The sequence below is a fragment of the Janthinobacterium kumbetense genome (assembly GCF_023703445.1).
Lineage (GTDB): Bacteria > Pseudomonadota > Gammaproteobacteria > Burkholderiales > Burkholderiaceae_D > Janthinobacterium > Janthinobacterium kumbetense.
The window spans coordinates 198761-215916 of the sequence record NZ_JAMQGR010000008.1 but is presented as its reverse complement, the minus strand read 5'-3'; the positions used below and the strand labels follow the sequence as shown (position 1 = coordinate 215916).

Annotated in this window: 16 protein-coding genes and 1 other RNA gene; 5 read left to right on the top strand and 12 right to left on the bottom strand. The window is 62.1% G+C overall.

The window, feature by feature from the left end; translation table 11 throughout:
* Positions 1-6: 6 nt before the first annotated feature.
* Positions 7-435 carry a division/cell wall cluster transcriptional repressor MraZ gene (gene mraZ, locus NCG91_RS21205; RefSeq protein WP_034748899.1) on the bottom strand — a complete coding sequence of 143 codons (429 nt, stop codon included), beginning with the start codon at positions 433-435 and terminating at the stop codon, positions 7-9.
* Between the two features lie 662 nt (positions 436-1097).
* Positions 1098-1437: RNase P RNA component class A (gene rnpB / locus NCG91_RS21200), an RNA gene on the bottom strand.
* A 232-nt stretch (positions 1438-1669) separates the two neighbouring features.
* Between rnpB and NCG91_RS21195 the strand changes: the two genes are divergently transcribed.
* Entirely contained in the window at positions 1670-3373 is a 1704-nt protein-coding gene (locus NCG91_RS21195) for a thiamine pyrophosphate-binding protein (RefSeq protein WP_251351072.1), read from the top strand.
* Between the two features lie 73 nt (positions 3374-3446).
* Here NCG91_RS21195 and NCG91_RS21190 read toward each other — a convergent pair whose 3' ends face one another.
* From NCG91_RS21190 to NCG91_RS21145, 10 genes are all read right to left on the bottom strand, one after another.
* Positions 3447-3989 carry a hypothetical protein gene (locus tag NCG91_RS21190; protein ID WP_099665436.1) on the bottom strand — a complete coding sequence of 181 codons (543 nt, stop codon included), beginning with the start codon at positions 3987-3989 and terminating at the stop codon, positions 3447-3449.
* Between the two features lie 151 nt (positions 3990-4140).
* A complete protein-coding gene (locus NCG91_RS21185; protein ID WP_099665437.1) occupies positions 4141-5220 on the bottom strand; it encodes a porin in 1080 nt (359 codons plus the stop codon).
* A gap of 975 nt (positions 5221-6195) precedes the next feature.
* On the bottom strand, positions 6196-6633 hold the full coding sequence (locus NCG91_RS21180) for a nuclear transport factor 2 family protein (RefSeq protein WP_251351071.1): 438 nt from the start codon (positions 6631-6633) through the stop codon (positions 6196-6198).
* A complete protein-coding gene (locus NCG91_RS21175) occupies positions 6630-7397 on the bottom strand; it encodes an SDR family NAD(P)-dependent oxidoreductase (protein ID WP_251351070.1) in 768 nt (255 codons plus the stop codon). Before NCG91_RS21175 ends, NCG91_RS21180 begins: the two co-directional genes overlap by 4 nt.
* The gene (locus NCG91_RS21170) at positions 7394-7954 is read right to left on the bottom strand and encodes a DUF3833 domain-containing protein (protein ID WP_435526504.1); all 561 of its coding nucleotides are present in this window, start codon (positions 7952-7954) and stop codon (positions 7394-7396) included. Before NCG91_RS21170 ends, NCG91_RS21175 begins: the two co-directional genes overlap by 4 nt.
* The gene (locus NCG91_RS21165) at positions 7942-9225 is read right to left on the bottom strand and encodes an MFS transporter (RefSeq protein ID WP_251351069.1); all 1284 of its coding nucleotides are present in this window, start codon (positions 9223-9225) and stop codon (positions 7942-7944) included. Before NCG91_RS21165 ends, NCG91_RS21170 begins: the two co-directional genes overlap by 13 nt.
* Positions 9222-9770: a chalcone isomerase family protein gene (locus NCG91_RS21160; protein WP_251351068.1), complete on the bottom strand. Its 549-nt coding sequence runs from the start codon at positions 9768-9770 to the stop codon at positions 9222-9224. Before NCG91_RS21160 ends, NCG91_RS21165 begins: the two co-directional genes overlap by 4 nt.
* Positions 9771-9772: 2 nt before the next feature.
* Positions 9773-11014, bottom strand: a complete 1242-nt coding sequence (locus NCG91_RS21155) for a class I SAM-dependent methyltransferase (protein ID WP_435526503.1) — start codon at positions 11012-11014, stop codon at positions 9773-9775.
* Positions 11011-11808, bottom strand: coding sequence for a DUF1365 domain-containing protein (locus tag NCG91_RS21150; RefSeq protein ID WP_251351067.1), 798 nt, complete (start codon positions 11806-11808; stop codon positions 11011-11013). Before NCG91_RS21150 ends, NCG91_RS21155 begins: the two co-directional genes overlap by 4 nt.
* Positions 11798-13111 (bottom strand): NAD(P)/FAD-dependent oxidoreductase, encoded by a 1314-nt coding sequence (locus NCG91_RS21145; protein WP_251351066.1) that lies wholly within the window; start codon positions 13109-13111, stop codon positions 11798-11800. The genes NCG91_RS21150 and NCG91_RS21145 overlap by 11 nt, the downstream gene beginning before the upstream one ends.
* 205 nt (positions 13112-13316) lie before the next feature.
* On the opposite strand from NCG91_RS21145, the gene NCG91_RS21140 reads away from it, so the two are divergent.
* The 4 genes from NCG91_RS21140 (at position 13317) to ftsX (ending at position 17144) form a co-directional block, all read left to right on the top strand.
* Entirely contained in the window at positions 13317-14258 is a 942-nt protein-coding gene (locus tag NCG91_RS21140; RefSeq protein WP_251351065.1) for a MerR family transcriptional regulator, read from the top strand.
* Positions 14259-14422: 164 nt separating this feature from the next.
* Positions 14423-15481 (top strand): signal recognition particle-docking protein FtsY, encoded by a 1059-nt coding sequence (gene ftsY / locus NCG91_RS21135; protein ID WP_251351064.1) that lies wholly within the window; start codon positions 14423-14425, stop codon positions 15479-15481.
* An 8-nt stretch (positions 15482-15489) separates the two neighbouring features.
* Complete coding sequence (locus NCG91_RS21130; protein WP_251351063.1) at positions 15490-16227, top strand: cell division ATP-binding protein FtsE; 738 nt, start codon at positions 15490-15492, stop codon at positions 16225-16227.
* The gene (ftsX, locus tag NCG91_RS21125; protein WP_099665445.1) at positions 16224-17144 is read left to right on the top strand and encodes a permease-like cell division protein FtsX; all 921 of its coding nucleotides are present in this window, start codon (positions 16224-16226) and stop codon (positions 17142-17144) included. The genes NCG91_RS21130 and ftsX overlap by 4 nt, the downstream gene beginning before the upstream one ends.
* Positions 17145-17156 lie beyond the last annotated feature (12 nt).

Below are 17156 nucleotides of genomic sequence, written 5' to 3'. Positions count from 1 at the left end.
GGAGCCTTAGAAAGAAAAATTGGAAAGTACATCGGGGGTGCCGGCATCGATCGCCTGCTGTTCTTTGTCGGCCAACTTGGCGGCATCCCATATTTCAAAGTGGCTGCCCATGCCGATCATCATGACTTCGCGCGCCAGCCCGACGGCGTTGCGCAATTCAGGCGAGATCAGCACGCGGCCGGCCGAGTCCAGCTCGACGTCGACGGCGTTGCCGAGGAAGATGCGCTGCCAGGCGCGCGCCGACATGGGCCAGGCGGCGATTTGCTGGCGGTGGCTTTCCCACACGGGACGGGGGAAAAACAGCAGGCAGCCATCGGGGTGTTTGGTCAGGGTCAAGCGGCCTTCGCATTGAATCGCCAGCGCGTCACGGTGCTTGGCAGGGATAGACATCCTGCCTTTGGCATCGAGATTGATTGCGGACGCGCCTTGAAACACGGAAGACCTTTTTTGAGCTTGGGTTGCGACGCTTGCGCATCATGATGAAAAGGGAAAATTTCCCACAAAAACACACTTTTTCACACAGTTGCCCACTTTAGAGGAAGCAAAGATAGTGGTCAAGCGGTTTCCGATTGGCAAAACAGGAATTTTATTAATGAAATTAAGGACTTAGCGCATATCGTTGAAGGAGTCTCAAATAAAAATATATCGATAAATTAGATACTTATGAAAGATAGTGAATGTGCTACCTCATCTGCACACATGTGTTTTCCTACCGTAAACATCGAAAAAAACGAAATCGAAAAATTGAATTTTTTACAGTTAGTTGACGCATGACAATAATTTCGTCATCCAGACACAACAGCAATCAGCCGCAACGTAAGACTTGGTTTAAAGCAAAAAATAATCGTCCACGGCGCGTATCGGCCCTGTTTTCAGGGGTTGGCCTGACGCAGGAAAACTATTTTTGCAATGCAGCAATTAATTGTAGATAAGAAACTTTAACCAATTATTCACTTTTAGTTGTATATACAACTTTACCTTAAGTGCTATACTTTTAGAAACAAAAAAAGCCCCGTTGCGGGGGCTTTTGCGTGGCGCGCAGCAGGAAAAGCAGCCGCTGCCGAGGTGCTCCCTGGCAGGCCAGGGAGCCGGAATTCAAGTGAAGCAGGCCGGTAGGCCGGATTTTGTTACGGCGCCTTCCCTTGCAGGTCGGCGCTATGACAGTCATTCCTCTAGGCGCCAGATTACTCGGGCGCTCAAGCTTTCTACCCGCACGCTCCGCGAGCAGCATCATCGCGTGCCTATTTGAAATTGCACCAGGTGGAGGTTACCGCGTTTCACCGTAACTTAATACGCTCGTCTCTGTGGCCCTATTCCTCGCCTTATACCTTGCGGCTTTCGACGGACGGCCGTTAACCGTCACCCCGCTCTATGGAGTCCGGACCTTCCTCCCGCCAGCGCATTGCTGCGCCGGCCAGCGACTGTCTGGCCTGCTTCACCCGCCATTGTACCGCGCCGCAGCATGTTTCTGCAAAAAGGCCGGTACAGGCGCGGCGCCGCCCGCCGGGCGCCCTCGTCGTCACCCTGGGGGATTGTGTAATTCGGTGTCGCCATTTCAAAAGCCGGGCCAAATCGGCTCACATAGAATGAGGCAAGCTGCTTGCATGCAAGCGCATGCGCACCGCTTGCCCCATTTCTTTGCCACCCACTAGAATATAAAGAGCCGAACATGACGCAACAATCCCGTACCGGCGGCCAGATCCTGGTCGATGCCCTGCAGATCCACGGTGTCGACACCGCCTTTGGCGTGCCTGGCGAAAGCTACCTCGACGTGCTCGACGCCCTGCACGACTCGGGCATCCGCTTCATCATCAACCGCCAGGAAGGCGGCGCTGCCTTCATGGCCGAAGCCTATGGCAAGCTGACGGGCAAGCCGGGCATCTGCTTCGTCACGCGCGGACCGGGCGCCACCAACGCCTCGATCGGCGTGCACACGGCCTACCAGGATTCCACGCCAATGATCCTGTTCATCGGCCAGGTGGGCAATGATTTCGTCGACCGCGAAGCGTTCCAGGAAATCGACTACCGCCGCATGTACGGCCAGATGGCCAAGTGGGTGGCGCAGATCGACCGCGCCGAGCGCATCCCCGAATACCTGGCGCGCGCCTTCCAGGTGGCCACCAGCGGGCGTCCCGGCCCCGTCGTGCTGGCCTTGCCGGAAGACATGCTCATTTCGCTGGCCACAGTGGCCGACACGCGCGCCTACCAGCCGGTGCAGGCAGCGCCATCGGACGCCCAGCTGCAGCAGCTGCGCAGCATGCTGGCCACCGCGAAACAGCCGCTGGCCTTGCTGGGCGGCACCACCTGGACGCAGCAAGCGTGCGCCGACCTGCAACAGTTCGCGGAAAGCAATCACCTGCCCGTCGCCTGCGCCTTCCGTTTCCAGGACTTGCTCGACAATGCCCACCCGAACTACATCGGCGACGTCGGCATCGGCATCAACCCGAAACTGGCCGCGCGCGTGAAAAATGCCGACTTGGTCATCGCCATCGGCCCGCGCCTGGGCGAAATGACGACGGGCGGCTACACCCTGTTCGACTCGCCCGTGCCGCGCCAGCGCCTGGTGCACATCCATACGGATGCCGAGGAGCTGGGCAGCGTTTACCAGGCCGAACTGATGATCAACAGCGGCATGCCGCAAGTGTGCGCCATGCTGGCCGCCATGGCGCCCGTCGATGCTGCCGCATGGAAACATACGCCGGCCGAAGCGAAGGCCGAGCTGGCCGCCTACCAGGAGCGCCCGCCCATCTTCCAGGATGGCCAGGCGCCGCTGGACCTGTGGCAAGTGACGCAAGAGATCATGGCGCAGGCCCCCGCTGACACCATCCTGACGAACGGTGCCGGCAATTACGCCTCGTGGGCGCACCGCTTTTACCGCTACGGCGGCATGCGCACGCAGCTGGCGCCGACCAACGGCGCCATGGGCTACGGCGTGCCGTCGGGCGTAGCGGCGAAGATCGTGCACCCCGAGCGCACCGTGATCACCTTCGCCGGCGACGGCGAATACATGATGAATGGCCAGGAATTGGCCACCGCCGTGCAATACCAGGCGGGCGTGGTCATCATCGTCTTCAATAACCAGATGTTCGGCACCATCCGCATGCACCAGGAACGCGATTACCCGGGCCGTGTGTCGGGCACGACCCTGCACAACCCGGATTTTGCGGCGCTGGCGCAAGCGTATGGCGCGCATGGCGAAGTGGTGGCTACGACAGAAGAGTTCGCTCCTGCCCTGCGGCGGGCGCTGGCACACGCCAAGGCCAACAACTTGCCGGCCTTGATCGAGCTGCGCTACGACGGCAACCTGATCACGCCGAACGCGACCCTGGCCACCATCCGGGCGAATGCGGAAAAAGCGCAAGCGGCCCAGTAAGCCCCTTGCAGCGCTGAAAATAACAAAGGCCCGGTCGATACCGGACCTTTTTCTTTTTCACAGCGGCAATCGCTCAGGCAGCGGGCGCTGGCGCGCTTTCCTCGGCAGGCACTGCCTCGGCGGGCGCCTGCGGCATCGGCGGGCATGGCGTGCAGTTTTTCAAAGGACGGCCGAAATCGCGCACGCGGCTCAGCTTCATGGGCATGCGCACGTTGCCGCCGCAGTAATCGCCTTCCAGGGTCAGGGTCTGCCCGTCCTTGGAAAACTTGCCGACGATGGTGCGCTCTTCGCTGTCGGCGCCGGCGATGGTGAAGTCGAAGGCGCCCGTGGCGGCGTCCAGGTTGACGTCGTTGGCCACGATGGGCCAGCTCAGGGCGCCTGCCGTGAATTCATAGATGACGGAATCGGCCTCGGCGAAGCGATGCAGGGTCACGCGCTGGCCGCCGATTTCGCCGCTATCCTTTTGCAGGCACAGGTCGGAATAGACGGCCACGCCATAGCGCTCCAGTCCGGCCGGCTTCTTGCCCTTGACGGCAGCGACAGAGGCGCCTGTGGCGCCAGCGAACAGCAGCGCGGCCAACAAGACAGCCAGGCGCGGCGAAGTGGATGAATACATGGCATTCCTTTACTTGAGTAACGGCGCCATTATAACTGGCGCCGCCAATGCAAAAACGCGCCGCCAGGACTAGCCTGGAGACGCGTTTCCTTGCTTATCAGCATCCCCGAAGGGATGCTGACAGCGGTACTAAGCTTCGCTTGCGCGAATATTAGAACGAGTGACGAACGCCAACGTTGAAGGCTTTGTCGCCCGAACCAACGTTGCTGTTGTTACCAACAGTGTAGGTAGCGTTGTTTTTGTTCTTGATCTTGGCGTACGAAGCGTAGGTGCTGGTGCGCTTCGACAGAGCGTACGAGTAGCCCACTGCCCATTGATCAGCATCAGCGTTAGCAGCGGTTTTGTCGTTCGTGCGGATGAACGAAGCCATCACGGTGCCAGCTGGGCCAACAGGTACGGTTGCGCCGACCAGGATGTTGTTGCTGTCGGTGCTAGCAGCAGCTGGAGCGTAGTTGTAGTAGTTGTTGCCGTTAGCATCAACACCTTTGTTATTCAACTGGGCGCTCTTCAGGCCTTTGTTTGCGCCGTATGCGACGTAAGCTTTAACAACTGCGAAGTCGTAGTTAGCTGCAGCCAACCAGTTACGTGCGCTAGCGGCTTGAACGCCGATGTCGTCGTTGCTGGTGTTGTTGTAAGCCAGACGTGCGTTCAAAGGACCGTTCGAGTAGCCAGCCGACGCGCCGATTTGACGGCCATACTTGTTCGACTCAGCTTTTTCGCCGAAGGTGTAAGCCACGTCAGCGTCAAAGCCGTTGAAGTTTGGCGAGGTGTACAGCACGGTGTTGCTGGTGCGGGTGTTCGCTGGGAACAGGTTCTTGGCGGAACCAGCGTAGCCCACTGCGAATGGATCAGCAACTTTCGACAGGGTGTTGTACCAAGGGGTGTATTGACGACCCAGGGTCAGGGTACCGCTCGTTTTGCTGCTCAGACCAACGTAAGATTGACGACCGAACAGGCCTTCGTCTTTACCTTGCGCGCCGTTGTCCACGCCGAAACCAGCTTCCAGAACGAACAGAGCCGACAGGCCGCTGCCCAGATCTTCGGTGCCTTTGAAGCCCAGACGGGAAGCCGAAGCAACGCCGCTGTCCAGTTTATTTACGGAGCCAGCTTTGCCGCCGCGCTCGCTGACGAAACCAGCGTCAACGGTACCGTAGATAACAACGCTCGATTGAGCTTGGGCTACGCCGGTGGCTGCTGCCAGAACTGCCAGGGTGATCAGAGTTTTTTTCATTGCGATTTCCTTTAATTTTGAAGCAAAAAGTAATACAGCCTATGCATCTCGAGCTGCGCTCTAACAGAGCGCTTTTTATGAGTGAGGGCAAGGTCTCCACCTGCCACATTGCTGTTCCGGTCAGGGGAACAATTCATATCGGTATCGGCACGCTATTGCACCGATAAGCTTGAAGGCTGCAGAGCGACCGTATTTTCATGCGCCGGTTCGGTGCTCAAAGGGCACCGGAAGCGGCACTATAACGACCGTTTCACATTCCATCAAGTTCCAACATGTTACTTCCGGTACCAGGCCGAGTGCGTTTTCAGGCATCCCGGTCATCGCCAACCGTACTACGCGACAGAGCCAGTGCCCCTTGCCAACCAATGCATTGGCCTGATTGACCATTCCATCATAACGCATGCCTTGTCGACACCCGTTGTATTAGTGCAACAGTATCAGGCGCATGATTAAAACGTCAACATGCTTTACCCGCCATTTGCCCTGCATGATTTACGCGACAAAGCGCACAATTTGTCAGGCGATAATGGATAAACGGGACGAAGCATACACGGCATCGCCAATGTTTGCTGCCGGATGCCCGCAAACGGGAAATATGACGCCCTGTTTTGGTGCGTTGCCGCATTATTCAGGGGCGTAGGCGCGATTTTCGATGTCGGCGCGCGCGTCGGGAAAATAGGCAGAGTATCAATACAATTACTGACTTTCCGGTAATTTAAATTGCTCACATAGAAATGTTTTCCATGTTTTCCGGTACCCGCGCCGGGTGCCCGCTTGGAACGGATGAGGACGACTCTTGCTTGTAAATTTCGCATCAGTTGAAACAATTTCTTACAATGTTGCCTTCTCAATATTTTGACATATTTGTGTCATAAAAACGACACATTGACCGAAATCAAGTTTTCGCCAGCCCAATTCCACACAATTTACTTTTTCTTTTTCGCTTTTTTTGCTTAAAAGCATCAAGAAACATGCTTAGCGCCGGCTTGCGCGCCGGAGCATGCGCATGAAAGGGCCCAGCACCGGCAGTTTTTCATACAATTCTTCCGCCGCATCCCAATAATCGCGGTGCAATACCACCCGCCCCAGCCCGTCGAAACGTACATGTGTTGCTCCACGAATACATTGTTCGCCAGATACCAGGCGTTTCATGCGAAAGCGAAACTCCCACGTCAGGAACGCTTGGTCCCCCTGCCCCAGGCTTTCCAGCACGACAAACCGCGGGGCATCGACTTGCACGAACATGTGCTCGAAGATAGCCAGGATGGCGGCATGGCCCTCCACCTCGTTGAACGGGTCCTTGAAATGGGCGTCTGGCGCGTACACGGCACCCAGCTGGGCCAGGCTCTCCAGGCTCAGGTGCTCGTAAAACGCCACCAGGCGCGCCAGCGCACCTTCCATGGTTGCGCTCATAGGCCCGTCACCTTGCGGATCAGCCAAAAATAGGCGCGGTACGGCAACAGCCGCGCCATGCGCATGGTATTGGTAAAGCGTTTCGGAAAGTGGATGTGGAATTGCCCCCGTTCGATTCCGTCAAGCATGGCGGCGGCCGCGTCCTGCGCCGTCATCAGGGCCGGCATGGTGAAATCATTGTTCGCCGTCAAAGGCGTGGCGACAAAACCAGGGTTGATTTGATACACATCAATCCCACGCGGATGCAAATCCAAATACAGCGACTCCGTCAGGTTGATCAGCGCCGCCTTGCTGGCGCCATACGCGAGCGCCTTGGGCAAGCCGCCATAGCCGGCCACCGAGCCGACGATGCCGATGCCGCCGCTGCCCTGGCGCAACAGCCACGGCAAGGCTGGCTCCAGGCAATTGAAGACGCCACCTACGTTCAGGGCCAGCAAGCCCTGGGCCGCCTCGAGGTCGAAGCTATCGGCGCGCATGGCCTGATAGCCGCCAGCGACCACCAGTATCAGGTCGATATGCGTCCACTGCTGCTGCAATTGCATGCAGACGGCCCGCACTTGCGCATGCTGCGTGATATCGAGCGGCAAGGCCTGTGCCAGCGGCTGTCCCTCGCACAGCTGTTCCAGGCTGGCGCGGTGGCGGGCCGACAAGGCCACGCACGCGCCCTGCTCCAGCAGCAAGGTGGCGCACGCGGCGCCGATGCCGCTGGACGCGCCGATGATCCACACGCGCTTGCCGGCCCAATTGCTGATCTTGCGATTCATGGGGCCGCCTGTGGACGCTTGCTGAACGATAAGGTGACGGCGCCCAGGCTGAAGCCGAACTTGCTCATGGCGGCGCGGTTGAGCATGACCTTGTCATCCATCAAGAACATCCAGTCCTCGAAGTCGACGTGGTAGACCGTGCCATCGACGGGCAGCGCCAGCACGTATTGCCAGCGCAGCGCATTGCCCGCCACTTCACCGACGGCTTCACCGATCACGTCGGGCGCCGTGCCGATGAAGCGCCCGGGCGCCGTCTTGCGCAAGGTCCACACGCGCCGTTGCCGGCTGCCATCCGCATACGTGAAATCCTCGTCCAGGGTTCCCGTCTCGCCCACCCAGCTGGCCCGCATCACCACGGTGAAACGCTTGACCACCTTGCCGGAGCGGTCCTGGAAGATGCCGTGGGCATCGAGCGTGCCGTTGAAATACTGTTGCAGATCCAGTATGGGCAATTCCTGCGCGTACGTGGCCGGCGTGGGCGGCGTGGAACAGGCGGCCAGCGCCAGCAGCAAGGCGGCCAGCGGCAGGCAACGTTTGCAATAAGTCATGAAGCGCATGCGCGATTCTCCCGATGGTCACTATATATATGTTGTAGCGGCGCGCGCCACAGCATGAGCGCCGCCAGCAGTTTCAAAACACAGGGCAGCACGGCGTAGGCGGCAGACAGGGCCGGCAAGCCGCCGCTGCCGCTGCCCGGCACATAGCCGAGCCAGGCCAGCAGGGGCAAGGCGATGCCGGCCGCCAGCGCCAGGCTCATTTGCACGCCCCAGTTCCACCAGCCGAAATACGCCGCTTCGTGCCGTCCGGCATGGCCGGCCGCGCCGATCAACCCTGCCAGCAGGGCCGGCGGCAAGGCCAGGTCGGCGCCCAACGCCAGGCCCGACAGCAGGCAGATGGCGGCAAAACCCCAGGCGGCGCCCTCGCCGAGGCCATACGCCCAGACAAACACGCTGGCGGCCAGCAGCATGGCGCCGCCCCAGGCGCGCGCTTCGCCAAAGCGGCGCGCCAGGACCACCCACACGGGCATGGAGGCGGCCGCCGCGCAAAAGTAGACGATCAGGAACGGCCCCGCGTATGGGCCCAGGCGCAAGTAGTCGGTGGCAAAGAACAGGAACAGGGTGGCGGGAATGGCGGCAGCCACGCCATTGACGAGCAGGACGGCAAACAGCCAGCGAAACGCGCGCTGGCGAAATGGCAGGCGCCAGGCGCCAGCAGCCAGCGCCGTCGTGCCTTGGCGCAAGACCGGACGCGGCGCGCGCGCCAGCAACAGCGCACCTGCCGCCAGCAGGCAGCCGGCAAAGGCCAGCGACAGGCCGTCATAGCCAAGCACGGACGTCAGCCCCGCCGCCAGGATCACGCCGAGCAAGCCGCAACCTTCGCGCACGGCCGTCACCCGCGCCCGCTGCGCGCGCGCCTGGCTCAAGGCCGCGCCCCAGCTCTGATGCGCGATGCCGGCCAGGCCATAGGCGGCGTACACGAGCAGCAAGGCAGCCAGGAACCAGGCCAGGGTGGCCGCTTGCGGCATGGCCGGCGGATGGAACAGGGCGCCAAAGCCCAGCAACAGCAGCGGCAGCGATGCGCCGACCAGCACGGCATAGCTGCGCCCGCCTCGCGCCATCCAGGCGCCGAGGGCCGGGTCGATGAAGGCGGCGGCAATGCGCGCCGCCAGCAGCACTGCGCCGATTTGCGCCAGATCAAGGCTGCTGCGCTGCGCATAAAACGGCGCCACATATATATAGACGGGCAGCGCCACCATGGCCAGCGGCAAGCCGAACAGGCCATAACTGAACAAGGCTGGCAAGCTCAAGGCGCTGGCCCCGGTATTCATGGCAGCGGCGCCGCACTCTGCAGCAAGGCGGCGCGCAGCTTCGGCGCCGTGCTCGACGGCGACAGCCAGATGGCGAAGAAGGCGCGCGCGAAGTCGCCATCGTTCACGTCGGCCAGCACCTTGCCATCGAGATAAAAGCGCACGCCGGGCGCGATGCCGGCCCGGTAGGCGCCCGCGATGCGCTGGTCTTCCTTGACGTCAGGAAAGATGCGCTGCATGGTGGCCAGCCACGCCAGGCGCTGCTCCGGCGTGCCGGCGCCGATTTTCTGCATCTGTTCATAACTGGCTTCGGCGATCTTCTTGCCGTCGAGCGAACGCGCGTAACGCAATTCCAGCACGAAGGGCGCCGTTGCCGACGCCGCGCCCTGGTAACCGTTCGCGCCCACCCAAAGTTGCGCCCGATAAATACGCATGCCGAACCACGTGTATTCCCCCTCGCCCGCCAGGCGGGCTTCGGGCACGTCGGCCGCGATAAAGGCCGGCGGCGCGGCCGCGGCGCCAAACATGGTCAACGACAGCACGACAGTGGCAAGCAGGCGGCGCATCATCACTCCTTGATCAGGGTAAATTGCATCACATCCGTGTTGTGCGCCTGGAAGGCGGCCTCGCAATACGCGAGGTAAAACTCCCAGGTGAGCAGGAAACGGCCGTCGAAACCCTGCTTTTCCAGCGCCGTGCGCTGGGCCAGGAAGCTGGCGCGCCACTGGCGCAAGGTTTCCGCGTAATCGAGGCCAAAGCTGAAGGCGTCTTCCACGCGCAAGCCCTGCGCCTCGGCGGCGCGGCGGAATTCGGCCGGCGAGGGCAGCATGCCGCCCGGGAAAATGTACTGTTGAATAAAATCCGTGCTCTTGCTGTAGCGCTCGAACAAGTCGTCGGCGATGACGATGGTCTGGATGCAAGCGCGTCCGCCCGGCTTCAGGTTGCGCGCCACGCACGCGAAATAGCCGGGCCAGTAGCTTTGTCCCACGGCTTCGAACATCTCGATCGAGGCGATGGCGTCATACTGGCCTGCGCTGTCGCGGTAATCGCACAGCTGCAAGTCGGCCTGCCCTGCCAGGCCCGCGTCCTGCAGGCGCTGGCGCGCATAGGCGAGCTGTTCGGTCGACAAGGTCAGACCCGTCACGTGCGCGCCGCAGTCGCGCGCCGCCGTTTCCGCAAAGCCGCCCCAGCCGCAACCGATTTCCAGCACGCGTGCGCCCGGCTGCAGTTGCAACTGGTCCGCGATGCGCGCGTATTTCGCCCCTTGCGCCTGCTCCAGGCTGGCACCTTCGGTGAACAGCGCGCTAGAGTACGTCATCGACGGGTCCAGCCACAGCTGATAGAAGGCGTTGCCGATGTCGTAATGGGCATGGATATTCTTCTTGCTGCCCGCGCGCGAATTGCGATTGAGCAAATGCCGGACCTTGTAGATGAGGTTGCCCCACCAGTTGCCATAGATCAATGACTCGATGTGCGCGCGGTTGCGTATCATCAACTCGATCAAGCCCGGCAAATTGTCCGTGCGCCAGTCGCCGGCGATAAACGTTTCCGCAAAGCCGATGTCACCCGAGCGCAGGACGGCCGCACACAGGCGCCAGTTGTGCAAGTCCAGGGTGACGGGATGGCTGCCATCGCCGTACAGCAAGATGCTGCCGTCGGGCGTGCGCAGGCGCAGCGCGCCGTATTGCAATTTTTCCAGCAGGCGCACGATCATGCGCCCGGCAGCGGGCATGTCCACGTGCGCATGCCCATGCAAGGGAGTGGAACTGCTGCGCGCATGCAGGCCGGTCGGCAGGGAATCGGAGCTCATCGGGACACCTTTTCTTGTGGAGGGTGGGGTTTGCTGAAAAACGGCACGCGGCGCAGCCACAGGCGCAAGGCTTGCCAATGGATGCGCGCCATCACGCCGAACGTCATCAGGGGATAGCGCAGCAAGGCCCAGGCGATGGCGCCATCGCGCAACGGCTGCGCCGTGCCGGACAAGCTCGTCTGCAGCAGCGGGCCGTCGAGGTCGTCGTAATCGACCCGGGCCAGGTGGCGCTCGCCATCCTGGTCGTTGTTGCGCAGGAAACGGAAGCGGTACTGGCCTTCCACCTTGCAAAACGGCGACACGTGAAAGATTTTCTTGGCGACCAGTTCGCTGCCATACGCGATGGCACCGCCCTGCTCGAGCAAGTACAGATGGCGCTCGCCAAAGGTATTGCGCACATCGCAGAGCACGGCCCGCAGCGCACCGTCAAGCCCGTGACAAAACCAGAAACTGACGGGATTGAAGACATAGCCGAACATGCGCGGCATGGTTTGCAGCCAGATTTCGCCGCCCGCGTCGACCACGCCATGCTGGCGCAGCAAGCCGTCTATCCAGTCCAGCAGAGGTGTCGTGCCATCACCATGGTCGCTGTCGCGGAAGGACAGCACATTAGCGCCGTTGCGCGAAATCAAACGGGCAGGAAAATCGTGCGCGCCCAGGCTGCGCAGGGGCAGGCGCAGGTAAAACATGCCGTAAGCAAAAGCATGCGCGCGCGGACGCAGCCGCGCATGGCGCACCTGTCCCAGGCATAGCTGGGGCTGCGGCCGGAGCGGCTGCGCGGGATCACGCGGCATGGCCGAGCTCCGCCAACGCCAGGCCATTCAGGGCTTGCGCCACGCCCAGGCCCGACTTCAAGCCGTCTTCATGGAAGCCATAGCCCGTCCAGGCGCCCGCGAACCACGTGTGCTGCGCGCCCTGGAAGCCGGCCAGGCGCGTCTGGGCGGCAATGGCCGCGCCATCGAACACGGGGTGGGCATACGAAAACGCGTCGATGATGCTTGCCGGATCGGGCTCGTCGAGCGGATTGAGCGAGACGATGACGGGCGTGGTGAACGGCAGCGGCTGCAACTGGTTCAGCAAATAGTGCACGCACACTTGCGGCGCTTCGCCCTCCCCCGCTGCCGGCCGCCCCTGGTAATTCCAGGCGGACCAGGCACGGCGGCGTTGCGGCAGGCAGGAGGCATCCGTATGCAGCACGGCCCGGTTCGGCTGGTAGCGCACGGCTTCGAGCACGGAGCGCTCGTCGTCGCGGATATCTCCCAGCAGGGCCAGCGACTGGTCGCTGTGGCAAGCGAGCACGACGTGATCGACATGCTCAACGCCGGCGGCCGTATGCAGCTCGACCATGCGCGCGCCGCCGTGCCCCTGGCGGCGCACAGCCAGCACGGGGCACGCCAGGCGCTGCTGCGGTATGCCCGCCAGCAATTTTTCCACGTACACGCGCGAGCCGCCCCGCACCGTGCGCCATTGGGGCCGGTCGCTCACTTGCAGCAAGCCATGGTTGTGGCAGAAACGGATGAACGTGGCCAAGGGAAAGGCCAGCATCTGGCGCGCCGGACACGACCAGATGCAGGCGGCCATCGGCAACAGATACCAGTGACGGAATTCGTCGCCGTAGCCGTGCAGGTCGAGGAATTCTCCCAGCGACAGGGCCGGCGCCGGCAAGGCAGCCGTGGCCAGGGCGCTGGCCTGGCGGTTGAAGCGCAGAATGTCGCGCAACATGCGCAGGAAGGCGGGGCGCAGCAGATTGCTGCGCTGGGCAAACACGGTGTCCAGATTGGCGCCCGCCCATTCCAGCACGCGGGCGTCGGGCGCAGCGCCCAGCGGCATCTTCACGGAAAACGACATGTCGCTGTCGGCCGCCTCGACGCCGAGTTCGTCAAACAGTTGCACCAGATGCGGGTAGGTGGCGTGGTTAAACACGAGAAAACCCGTGTCGACGCCATGCGTGACGCCATCGAGCGTGACATCCACCGTATGGCTGTGGCCGCCAAAGTAATCGCCCGCCTCGTACAAGGTGACGTCCTGGCCCGATTGCGCCAGGCGATAGGCACACGACAATCCTGCGATTCCTGCTCCGACGACGGCAATTTTCATGAGTGCACCCGTGTTATGTTTGTCCTGGACAAAACAAGCTGCATCGATAGTCAGTCAAATATTGATCTATGTCAATGAGCACCTGTTGTCGTTCACAAACTTATACGCGAGCAATATCCAATCGGATTCAGCTATTTGGTACGGGGCGGCGGAAGGCGTAGAATGCCAGTAACGTTCTTTTCGGCATGCGAGCAACCCCACTGGTATGGATACTGACCTGCAACTATCTCCTGCCTTCAGCATCGGCGATGTCGAACGCGACACCGGGCTGGCCAAGGAAACCTTGCGCGTGTGGGAGCGCCGCTACGACTTTCCCCAGCCGCGGCGCGACGCCTTTGGCGAGCGCAGCTACCCGGCCGAACAAGTGCAAAAGTTGCGCATGGTCAAACGCCTGCTGGACCTCGGATTTCGTCCGGGAAAAATCATGCAGCACAGCACCGCGCAACTGCAGCAGCTGGCCAGCGCCGGCAGCACGCCGCCGCCCGCGCCGGCGCCCCAGCTCGAACACTACCTGGCCCTGTGCCGCAGCCACCAGATGGCGGAACTGGGCGACGCCCTGCGCCAGGCGCTGGCCGTGCTGGGCTTGAAAGCGTTCACCATCGACGTCATCGCCCCCCTCACCGGCATGGTGGGCGACGCGTGGGCTTGCGGCGAACTGGCCGTGTACGAAGAGCATCTGTATAGCGAAACCTTGCAAACGGTGATGCGGCACGCCATCTTTTCCCTGCCGCAAGCAAGCAGCCCGTCCATGCGCTCGCCGCGCATCGTCCTCAGCACCTTGCCGCAGGAGCGTCATGGCCTGGGGCTGCTGATGGCCGAAGCGCTGTGCGCGGCGGCCGGCGCCCATTGCATGTCGCTGGGTGTGGAAACGCCGCTGACGGACATCGTCGCGGCCGCCCGCGCGCAGCGGGCCGACATCGTCGCGCTATCGTTTTCCAGCGCCAGCAAGCAACGGCAGACGCGCGACAGCCTGCAGCAGCTGCATGCAAGCTTGCCGCTAAGCATGGAATTGTGGGCAGGGGGACGCAGTCCCGTGCTGACCAGGCAGCCGCCACCCTTCTTGCACGTGCTGGACTTGCGGCAAGTCGACGAAAGCATCGCCGACTGGCGCCGCCGCCACCAGGCGCTGGCCCTGCAAACCCACTGAACCGGCGGAAAAGCGCGGCAACTGCGGCGATCTCCGTGGATAGCGGCGCAATGTTGCCAATCGAACAGTAAAGCATGAAGGGCCGGGCGCGCTCTGGTAGAATAGCCCGTAACACAGTGTCCGGCGCCGCCGGGCCTTAGGTCAGCACCCGCCACCACACATCCATGTTTAGTTTCTTCAAGAAAAAACCCATCGCTCCCGAGGCTGCACCAGCCGAGCCCCTCGTCCTTCCCGCCGCCACGCCGCCTGCACCGCAGCCTGCCGCCACGCCCCTGAGCGGTGCGCCGGCCGAGCTCGTGCCCGTGATCGTAGCAGCCGAACCCGAGAAAAAATCGTGGATGACGCGCCTGAAGGCCGGCCTGTCGAAAACCTCGAACACCCTGTCCGTGCTGTTCGTCGGCGCGAAGATCGACGACGCCCTGTACGAAGAGCTGGAAGCGGCGCTGCTGATGTCGGACGCCGGCATCGATGCCACGGAATTCCTGCTCACGGAATTGAAGAAAAAGGTCAAGGAAGACAAGCTGCTCGACGCGGCCGCCGTGAAGGCCGCCCTGAAAGTGCTGCTGATCGACCTGCTCTCGCCGCTGGAAAAGCGCTTCGAGCTGGGCCGCCACAAGCCGCTGGTGATGATGATTTCCGGCGTGAATGGCGCCGGCAAGACGACCACCATCGGCAAGCTGGCCAAGCACATGCAGTCGAATAACCAGTCCGTGCTGCTGGCTGCGGGCGACACCTTCCGCGCCGCCGCGCGCGAGCAGCTGATGGTCTGGGGCGAACGCAACAACGTCACCGTGATTTCGCAGGAATCGGGCGATCCGGCCGCCGTGGCCTACGACTCCGTGCAATCGGCGAAGGCGCGCGGCATCGACGTGGTCATGGTCGACACGGCGGGCCGCTTGCCGACGCAGTTGCACCTGATGGAAGAATTGAAGAAAATCAAGCGCGTGATCGGCAAGGGCATGGATGGCGCGCCGCATGAAACCCTGCTTGTGATCGACGGCAACACGGGCCAGAATGCCCTCACGCAAGTGAAGGCCTTCGACGATGCCCTGCAGCTGAGCGGCCTGGTGATTACCAAGCTGGACGGTACCGCCAAGGGCGGCGTGCTGGCGGCGATCGCCCGCGTGCGTCCCGTGCCCGTGTATTTCATCGGCATCGGTGAGAAAATTGAAGACTTGCAGCCTTTCGTGGCTGCCGAATTTGTCGAAGCGCTGCTAGGATAAGCCTATACATGATTGAATTTCAGCACGTCTCCAAGCAATACTCCGCCGACGCCGTGGCGCTCAGCGACATTTCCCTCAATATTGCCAAAGGCGAGCTGGTGTTTTTAGCGGGCCCGTCCGGCGCCGGCAAATCCACCTTGCTGAAAATGATCGCCGCCATGGAACGCCCCACGTCGGGCAAGCTGATCGTCAATGGCCAGGACATGGCGAAGATCAAGCCGGCCGGCGTGCCCTTCCTGCGCCGCAACATGGGCCTGATCTTCCAGCAGCAAAAATTGCTCAACGACCGCTCCATCCTGGCCAACGTCATGCTGCCGCTGCTCGTCGTCGGCGCCCACAAGACGGCGGCCGAACAGCGCGCGCGCGCCGCGCTCGATAAAGTCGGCCTGCTGGACCGCGCCATGGCGCGTCCCCTGTCGCTGTCGGGCGGCGAGCAGCAGCGCGTATCGATCGCGCGCGCCATCGTCAACCGGCCGCAGATCATCCTGGCCGACGAACCGACGGCCAACCTGGACCGCGCCAGCGCCAACAAGGTGCTCGACGCCCTGAAAGCATTCCACTCCGTGGGCGTGACTTGCCTCATTTCCAGCCATGACGAACAGATGCTCGACGCCGCCGCCCGCGTGATCCACCTGAAAAACGGCCAGCTGGTGGCCATCGACAAGGCCACGCAGGCGCCCGTGTTCGCGCCGCCCGATCCCGATTTCGCCCCAGGCTTAGATGACGGCGAAGGAGAACAGGCATGAGAGGCTGGTTCCGTCAACATCGCTTCGCCCTCGGTTCGGCGCTGATCCACTTGCGCAAGTCGCCGGGCGGCTTCCTATTGAACGTGCTCGTCGTCGCCATCGCCCTGTCGCTGCCGTTCGCCGGCTTGACCATGCTCGACAATGTCCGCCCCATGTCGGAACAGATGTCGGTCGACCCGGAAATCAGCGTCTTCCTGAAGATCGACACGCCGCGCGAGCAAGCCGTGGGCCTGGCCGGCGCCATGCGCAAGATTGTCGGCGAGCAAAAGGCGAAGATCGTCTTCATCCCGCGCGAACAGGCGCTGGACTCGCTGAAAAACAAAAATGGCCTGGCCGACGTGCTGAGTACCCTGGGCGACAATCCCCTGCCCGACAGCTATGTGCTGAAACTCGACGCCTTCAGCAGCGCCAGCGAAGCGCAGGATGTCGATGCGGTGGCGGAACAGCTGCGCCACTTGCCCGGCGTGGAGTCGGCGCAAGTCGATTCGGCCTGGGTCAAGCGCCTGGCGGCCCTGCTGGGCGTGCTGCGCCTGGTGCTGCTGCTGCTGGCCATTACCCTGGGCGTGGCCGTGATCGCCGTCGTCTTCAATACCATCCGCCTGCAAGTGATGCAGCAGCGCGATGAAATCAGCATCTCGAAATTGATCGGCGCGACGGACACCTTCATCCACCGCCCCTTCTATTACACGGGCGCCCTGCTGGGCCTGTGCGCCGGCGCGCTGGCGCTGGGCGCCGTGGCGCTGGCCTTGCAGCCGCTGAACACGGCGATTGCCGAGTTTGCCCGCCTGTATGCGTCCGAATTCCAGCTGGTGCCGCTGGCGCCGCTACCGATGGCCGGCTTGCTGGCCGTCAGCGCCGGCCTGGGCCTGATCGGCGCCTTCCTGTGCGTGCAGCGCCACCTGGCGCGCCTGAACTGACCTTCTTTCCCA

What these genes read in the sequence shown, in the direction of transcription:
- NCG91_RS21185 (WP_099665437.1), bottom strand. Translation starts at nt 5,220, where the DNA reads ATGAAAAAAACTCTGATCACCCTGGCAGTTCTGGCAGCAGCCACCGGC.
- NCG91_RS21140 (WP_251351065.1), top strand. Translation starts at nt 13,317, where the DNA reads ATGGATACTGACCTGCAACTATCTCCTGCCTTCAGCATCGGCGATGTC.
- NCG91_RS21175 (WP_251351070.1), bottom strand. Translation starts at nt 7,397, where the DNA reads ATGAATCGCAAGATCAGCAATTGGGCCGGCAAGCGCGTGTGGATCATC.
- ftsX (WP_099665445.1), top strand. Translation starts at nt 16,224, where the DNA reads ATGAGAGGCTGGTTCCGTCAACATCGCTTCGCCCTCGGTTCGGCGCTG.
- NCG91_RS21170 (WP_435526504.1), bottom strand. Translation starts at nt 7,954, where the DNA reads ATGCGCTTCATGACTTATTGCAAACGTTGCCTGCCGCTGGCCGCCTTG.
- NCG91_RS21195 (WP_251351072.1), top strand. Translation starts at nt 1,670, where the DNA reads ATGACGCAACAATCCCGTACCGGCGGCCAGATCCTGGTCGATGCCCTG.
- NCG91_RS21145 (WP_251351066.1), bottom strand. Translation starts at nt 13,111, where the DNA reads ATGAAAATTGCCGTCGTCGGAGCAGGAATCGCAGGATTGTCGTGTGCC.
- NCG91_RS21180 (WP_251351071.1), bottom strand. Translation starts at nt 6,633, where the DNA reads ATGAGCGCAACCATGGAAGGTGCGCTGGCGCGCCTGGTGGCGTTTTAC.
- NCG91_RS21165 (WP_251351069.1), bottom strand. Translation starts at nt 9,225, where the DNA reads ATGAATACCGGGGCCAGCGCCTTGAGCTTGCCAGCCTTGTTCAGTTAT.
- NCG91_RS21130 (WP_251351063.1), top strand. Translation starts at nt 15,490, where the DNA reads ATGATTGAATTTCAGCACGTCTCCAAGCAATACTCCGCCGACGCCGTG.
- NCG91_RS21155 (WP_435526503.1), bottom strand. Translation starts at nt 11,014, where the DNA reads ATGAGCTCCGATTCCCTGCCGACCGGCCTGCATGCGCGCAGCAGTTCC.
- ftsY (WP_251351064.1), top strand. Translation starts at nt 14,423, where the DNA reads ATGTTTAGTTTCTTCAAGAAAAAACCCATCGCTCCCGAGGCTGCACCA.
- NCG91_RS21150 (WP_251351067.1), bottom strand. Translation starts at nt 11,808, where the DNA reads ATGCCGCGTGATCCCGCGCAGCCGCTCCGGCCGCAGCCCCAGCTATGC.
- NCG91_RS21190 (WP_099665436.1), bottom strand. Translation starts at nt 3,989, where the DNA reads ATGTATTCATCCACTTCGCCGCGCCTGGCTGTCTTGTTGGCCGCGCTG.
- NCG91_RS21160 (WP_251351068.1), bottom strand. Translation starts at nt 9,770, where the DNA reads ATGCGCCGCCTGCTTGCCACTGTCGTGCTGTCGTTGACCATGTTTGGC.